The organism is Algoriphagus ratkowskyi (assembly GCF_002150505.1).
Lineage (GTDB): Bacteria > Bacteroidota > Bacteroidia > Cytophagales > Cyclobacteriaceae > Algoriphagus > Algoriphagus ratkowskyi.
The window spans coordinates 164,628-171,793 of sequence record NZ_MSSV01000016.1 but is presented as its reverse complement, the minus strand read 5'-3'; the positions used below and the strand labels follow the sequence as shown (position 1 = coordinate 171,793).

General features: G+C 35.1%; 8 protein-coding genes. All 8 read right to left on the bottom strand.

The window, feature by feature from the left end; translation table 11 throughout:
• Positions 1-501 (bottom strand): hypothetical protein (locus BVH02_RS16290; RefSeq protein WP_205635746.1); only part of this gene is annotated, 501 nt, incomplete at its 3' end.
• 45 nt (positions 502-546) lie between these two features.
• Entirely contained in the window at positions 547-915 is a 369-nt protein-coding gene (locus tag BVH02_RS16285) for a hypothetical protein (RefSeq protein WP_086502522.1), read from the bottom strand.
• A 248-nt stretch (positions 916-1,163) separates the two neighbouring features.
• Complete coding sequence (locus BVH02_RS16280; protein WP_191278348.1) at positions 1,164-1,442, bottom strand: hypothetical protein; 279 nt, start codon at positions 1,440-1,442, stop codon at positions 1,164-1,166.
• A gap of 71 nt (positions 1,443-1,513) precedes the next feature.
• On the bottom strand, positions 1,514-1,786 hold the full coding sequence (locus BVH02_RS16275; protein ID WP_143244229.1) for a hypothetical protein: 273 nt from the start codon (positions 1,784-1,786) through the stop codon (positions 1,514-1,516).
• A 461-nt stretch (positions 1,787-2,247) separates the two neighbouring features.
• Positions 2,248-2,793, bottom strand: a complete 546-nt coding sequence (locus tag BVH02_RS16270; protein WP_086502520.1) for an REP-associated tyrosine transposase — start codon at positions 2,791-2,793, stop codon at positions 2,248-2,250.
• A gap of 414 nt (positions 2,794-3,207) precedes the next feature.
• Entirely contained in the window at positions 3,208-4,329 is a 1,122-nt protein-coding gene (locus tag BVH02_RS16265; protein WP_086502519.1) for a glycoside hydrolase family protein, read from the bottom strand.
• Complete coding sequence (gene glf, locus BVH02_RS16260) at positions 4,326-5,468, bottom strand: UDP-galactopyranose mutase (protein WP_086502518.1); 1,143 nt, start codon at positions 5,466-5,468, stop codon at positions 4,326-4,328. Before glf ends, BVH02_RS16265 begins: the two co-directional genes overlap by 4 nt.
• Positions 5,465-6,538, bottom strand: coding sequence for a glycosyltransferase (locus BVH02_RS16255; RefSeq protein WP_086502517.1), 1,074 nt, complete (start codon positions 6,536-6,538; stop codon positions 5,465-5,467). Before BVH02_RS16255 ends, glf begins: the two co-directional genes overlap by 4 nt.
• Between the last annotated feature and the right edge of the window lie 628 nt (positions 6,539-7,166).

The window sequence follows — 7,166 nt, the reverse complement described above, 5'->3', positions numbered from 1 at the left end:
ACTATAAAAGTCTAAAAGATTGTATAGTAAATTCAGATCACCTTTTTTAAAATCTTTGTTGTACTTATTAGATAGTTGATAAATATCATCATCAACATCAAAGGAATAATCTCGGTTACCGTTCCTAAATTCTTCTGACCAGCCCAACGTTTTTTGTAACAAAGACCTTAGCTCCACAATAAATTGATTCATAATTGTCTTGTTAAAATCTTTTCCAAAAACACCTTGATCGCCAGGTTTCACCTGCCATTGTCTATGTCTTCCAATGCCTCCTGGCCCTCTTCTTTGGTAATGTAAGCCATTTCTCATATCCAAATCAATCCTAAAATTCTTGCCAGCCTTAAACAAAGTTGTACCTCTCATTGAAGTATTAGACAACATCCTCAAACTACCTATCCCTACACCAGAACCCGTGTAAACTCCTCTTGTTACTGCTATTTCTAAAGCTTTTTCAGACCCATACCCAAAATCATAACCGATTTGATAAGTAATGCAAACCAATTCTTATATCCAAATCAATTTTAAAATACTTTAATTCTCAAAAATTCAATTTATAGACGTGCAATATTGAAATAATTCTTTATCAAGACCTTCTAATGATAAACTACTCCTTTTGCGAAATTCATTTCTCAAATTTATCAAAAGGGTTATATTTATTTCTAAATTCAAAATTTTATAATCAATAATTAAATTTCTATAGTCAATGGATTCCAAAAATAGCTTTTCTTTTATTCCTTTTTCTTTGTTTTTCACTATACTGTGTTCTACAACGCTTTCTATATCATTATAAATACTTTCATAAAACTCATTATCGATCAACGTTTCAGGCCACCTGAGATATAACTCATTTAATGAATTTAATTCACCATTTAGAACATTATGGATCAACTCTAATACTATTTTTCTTTCTTCCATAAGTAATATCATTTAACTCCTCTATGCCATTTGTCAATTTGATGCCAAGGCCAATGTTTTATTCCTTTGCTAGGTATATCAATTGAGGTCCCTAAACATCAAAACCAGTCTTTCTACCCCCTCCTGGTGGTAGTACCTTCTCAATACATTCGAAGTCCAGGTGGACGCTGGGTGGAATCCGCGACAATTGTCGGGAGCAATTCCACCCTACTATCCTTACCAATTTATAATTGACTAAAACACTCTTTTCACCAATAATCTACTTCAATTAAACCCTTTAGTCCTGAGTAATTTCTTGCGCTGGAATATAGGTATTCTTCTGCATTTTCAACCCAGCCCGCTCTTATGGGATTCTCATGAATGTACTTCATACGACTCTCGATAATTTCAGGTCGATACAATTCTATTGCATGATTTTCATGAGTCCAAAATTGTAAATTACCCGATCGCTTAGTAAACACTGCATGATACTCAAAAATCATCCTCAACCACTCTCGCCTGCTTTCTTGCGGATTCTCTAAAATCATTTTTAACAACTTCTTACTCGTAAACTTTTTAAAATCACGCTTCCAATCGGAGCTTTTAACACTCTATCCCATTAATCTAAACAGTCAAAATTCATCTCAAACTTATCGACTAAAGAACCTAATCTAAGAACATAAAATGTTTTAGTGTTTTCTTTTATATATACTGAGTCACCTACAGAAATAGCTCTCCATGAATTATCTAGTTCGTAATCTTTCGGAAAATAGTACTTCAATTTTGATTTTCCTTCATTTATAATGGTAAGAACTCTAATTCCCCTATCCCACTCATACTCATTTTTATCAAACACTACTCCAGTAAATGTTTTATTTGTTTGTTCATTCAATTTATCACAATAGGTACAAGAAGAAAAAATGAAAACAGACGATATTATCAACAAATAGAACTTTTTCATTTTATTTGAACATTTGAGTTAAATTGAAACTATAACCTATACCGACACTAAAACTTGTTTTAATTGGAAAATTAATACTTGGTCCTGACGAAAAAGAATAACCAGTGACATCATTAAAGAAAAGGCTTCCAATACTATAAGAAATTGAATTACTTAATGAATAATTCCCAACACTTGTTTGAAGTGCAAACCCTTGTAATTCCTTATGTCTTAAAATGCCAATAGAATTATACCTGGAAACTTTACCCCTCCTGGTCGTAGTACCTTCTCAATACATTGGAAGTTCAATTGAGCGCTGGGTGGAATCCGCGACAATTGTCGGGAGCAATTCCACCTTCATATTCTTACCATTCCGTACAGCTGTCGGGATGCAATTGGTCGAGACACTCTTTTCACCAATAATCTACTTCAATTAAACCCTTTAGTCCTGAGTAATTTCTTGCGCTGGCATATAGGTATTCTTCTGCATTTTCAACCCAGCCCGCCCTAATGGGATTCTCATGAATGTACTTCATACGACTCTCGATAATTTCAGGTCGATACAAATCTATCGCATGATTTTCATGAGTCCAAAACTGTAAATTACCTGATCGCTTAGTAAACGCTGCATGATACTCAAAAATCATCTTTAGCCACTCTCGCCTGCTTTCTTGCGGATTCTCTAAAATCATTTTTAACAACTTCTTACTCGTAAACTTTTTAAAATCACGCACCCAGTCGGAAAGCTTCCCGTCCTTCTGCTGAACCACCAAATGATTATGATTGCTCATAATCACATAACCATATAAGTACAATCCCTTTTCTAATCGGCAATACGAAAGGTTCTCTAAAATCAAATCTCGATAGATTTTCCTGGTAAAAACATCTACCCAACCAACCACTTGGAAGGTTAAAAAATAAGGCATTTCTTGATCTCTGATTTGGTAGGCCTCTCCCATAAAAATGAAGGTTTTCGAAAGTAGCAAATTACAAATTTGTATGGATAGAAAGTCGTAATTGCAAATTACGCCTAAGCAACGTCATTCTAAAAATTCAACCTTAAACTAGCCTCAGAGGGGGTTTTTTTTTAAATTTATAGCGAAATCAGTAGCGATTTGGTTTTATTTTTAGGATTTTATACAATATTGGAGCTTTTCTTTCTTCCAAACTTCAGAGTTTAATTCTTAGCGCATTGAAATAAGATTGGCAAATGAATTAATGCAGAGAGAAAAAACCATATTCATTTGGTAAAAAGAGCAGGACTTAATTTAAATTGTCAGCAGTGAGTCAACTTCATTGATTTTTGCCACTAATGACTTCAAAATCATCTACTACTAATTAGTTGTCAAATTAAAATTATTTCTTGAATGATTTTAGCCTGTGTGAATGAGTGATTCAACTAAATTCTGAAGTTTTTTGATACTATTGATCACCTCATTTTCGGGTATGCGGTTCCTATATTCATCCAAATCATAAATGCCGCAGTTACTGTAACTAGTTAAATCATCCCAGTTTGGTCGATCAGTCACAGGATAAATACATATACCTAAGAACGGGAGCCCAAATTCTTGCAGAGCAATGCACTCCAAAGTTACTTCCTCCAGCCACTCAACTCTCCCGCTTCCGATATGCCCAGTTTCAGACAAGAAAAAAGGCTTTTTATAGCGAAAATAGGCCGCAGACAGCATGTCTCTAAGAGGCATCCGTATTTGTTGGACATCAGGCCAATCAAGTGATTCACCAAATGCCTCCCATTGACAATTCCAGTAATAGTTAAATCCCAAGATATCTAAGTAATCTTCCTTCCCGCCAAGTTCAGGACACATACGACCTGCTATGATATCCATCGCCTGAAATTGATGTTGATTTAGTTCTACCAAGTGGTTTTCATCTACAACACCATTATTATGTATCTCAACTAAAGGTTCAACGAGAATTATTCTACACGTCGGATCAGTTTCTTTGAGTGCTTGAATACCCAATATAGCAGCTTTGCACAAGTGGTATTTTATGTCCCACCCACTATTCACAGCAAATGGAACTGTTCCCCGTACATCTCCAGAATGCCAAGACAAAAAGCTTATCTCATTAATGGGAACAACATATAAAGGCTGCTTTGAGTAACTCAAATAGAATCTGGCAAACTCCCGGCACAGTTGAACAAATCTTTCAACAAACTTTGGATGGGTTGGGTAAAGATCATCCGGATATCCAAAATGAATTAAATCCCAGATCTGCTGTATCCCCATTCTTTCTGCAATCTCCATTCTATTGAGTACTTCGTGGAAATCATATTTATTGGGGGTTGATTCGACAAAACTCCAACAAATCCCCTCTCTCACAACAGAAATACCCATGTCCTTAAGAAGCTTATAATCTTCCTCTACCCGAATGTCATGTTGAGTCTCTTGATTTAAATTAACGCGCTCTCCGCTTCGATTGATATGGTCTGCACACTCAAATCCACCCATAAAGTAAGTTTTAAATGGACTCATATTACATCACTTTCAAATTTACTCACGCATTCCATTTCTAATGAATGATACAAATCAAGCGCATTCTTAAATGCCTGATCCATATTAAAATACTTATAATTAGCAAGCCTGCCTACAAAGTATACATCTGATAATTTATCAGCTTCAATTTTATATTTTGCATAGATTTCCTGGTTCCGCGAATTGGGCACAGGATAGTAGGGATCACCTTCATCTACAGTAAACTCTTTGACAATAGTTGTTTTTTTGGACTGTTGGTTTCCAAAATGTTTATACTCCACTATTCGAGTATAGGGAACATCTAGTCCTGGATAATTGACAACTGAATTCTCCTGAAAAAATTCTGCATCAACAGTTTCCTTGACAAAATTTATGGAGCGGTATTCCAATTTTTCATCGAGAGAATGCTTAAAATCAAAGAACCTATCCACAGGCCCAGTATAGAATAATTTCTCATAGCCTACGTAATTCTCCTTCACATCAAAATAATCGGTATTAAGAAGAATCTCAATATTAGGATGATCTAAAATCTTCTGAAATAGGAGGGTATATCCACCCTCGGGCAAGGCTTGATAATTATCAGAAAAATATCGATCATCGTAATTGTGCCTAACAGGAATTCTGTTTAGAACGGATGCGTCTAGCTCTATTGGATATTTATCCCACTGTTTCTTTGTATAGTGTTTAAACATTTTATCATATAACACCGGACCAACTCGGGTTAAAACTGCCTCCTCTCCATTACTAGGGCTTTCAAAATGAATTTTATTAGCATCAAGCCATGCTCTCATTTCATCCTCTGTCTCAATGTTTTCTTCAAATAAAGTATTAACTGTGGTGATATTTACGGGTATGGGAACCGTCTTATTCTCCACCCGGGCTATTACTTTATGCTCCCATGGATACCAAGCAGTAAATCGATTAACGTATTGCCATACTTCTTCATCATTAGTATGAAATAAATGTGCACCGTATTTTGACACTAAAATTCCATTTTCATCATAATGGTCGAAACAGTTTCCGGCAATATGACTCCTCTTTTCAATAATGAGAACTTTCTTCCCTGCTGATGCATATCGTTCAGCCAAAACAGAACCGGAAATTCCTGCACCAATAATTAAAATATCTACATGTTTCATAAGACAGTTTCTTTTAATATGTTTTGCATTTTGTTTGCAGTAGCATCCCATGACGTATTAGCCAGGATTTCTTGATAGGCACCTTCCCCATCAAAACTTACAGATAGATTATTTAAAATAGCTTCACAAAAATCGTCCACATTGTCTACAATTCTCACGCAATGAGTATAGTCACGTTCTACGTCCTTGATGCGTGTAGAAATTATAGGTTTTCCTGCAGCCATATATTCCAAGGTTTTGGTAGGGGATATATATTTCGTTGCATCATTTAGAGCAAAAGGCATCATAGCAATATCAAAGGCTTTGAGATATGCTGGAAGTACATCGTATGATTTCATCCCTAGATAGTGAATGTTTGGCAAGTGGGGTAAATCGTTTTCGTCAATTTTTGCCAAGGGGCCAATCATTACAAAGGAGATTTCGGGAAGAGTTTCTGCAGTTAGTCGAATTAAATCTAGATCAATCCGCTCATCAATTACTCCAAAATATCCAACTATAGGGCCTTCAATAGTTCTTATGTCTTCAGGTATAGATATACCATTCAATGCTTTTGCAAAATGGTTTTCATCCACTGAACTTGGAAAGCAAAATACATTACTATGCAATTTTTGCTTCGATTCAAACAATGATTTGCCACCTGTAAAAACAATATCTGCCTTTTGTAGCAGGAAGTTTTCTTGGTTAATTAGAGATTGAGGTGCCCCTTTAAAAAGAGTTAATTCATCCATACAATCATAAATGACTGTTTCAAACTTTCTGCTATTTAAAATAGTACTGAAGGATGCGGAATAAAACCAGCCATAAGGCACTGTCTCATTAGACACGTAAGCTTGCAACACCTGTCCGATATCTTCCATTCGACTTACACGAGGTTGAAGAATGTGCAGATGAGGATTCACTTCCGAAAAAACTGCGGTGAATTCCTGTCCCTCAGCAAAACCAATAGGCTCCTCGACAAGTAAAACCTTGTAGAGGTTTGACATTCTACTTATAAGATGTTGTGGACGCTGATAAACAAATTGCCATCGTAAATGGCAAAAGACAATCATATCATAATAGTTGGTTTCCATATAGATTGGATTTATTTTTTTAATTTATGGTTGAGTACCACAGTACTATATGCTGCGGAATACAACTCAGATACCATAAATTCCTACCTATTAGCTCCAGTCTTCCAAAATGAAAAAACCTCATATGAGATTCATAAAAGGTTTTAGATTTTCAATTAATTAAATCAGAAAAATGTTCGAAAGACAGAAATCTTTAGGTTAAATTAGGTTGGCAATAAAGCTGTTGAGTATCATCGTTTTGCGCTGTAAAAAAGAGCTTCATGATAGACAATTTAAAAAATTAAAAGCTTAACTAAATTTGCATTAAAAATGGTCTTATACATTTTTTGATATTCAAACAGATTAAAAATGATTATTAAAGTCCCTGATATTTACTTGTTAATTAAAAGTAATATTCCTTTTCAAAATATTAGTTGAGGAAAACCTTCCATTTTAATTTTCGCATAGAGGGGAATCGTAGACCTAAACTGAGGTGCCATTCCTATTAAGTTCTACTGGATTAATTCGGGAGTATTTGGGTTCAGATGTAGGAAAACCGAAGCATATACTATTTCTATTAATTCATCCAAAGTTCAAGGACTCGGGGGGAGGATAATTTTCCTTACCAAACAGAAAAGATCATGTCAAT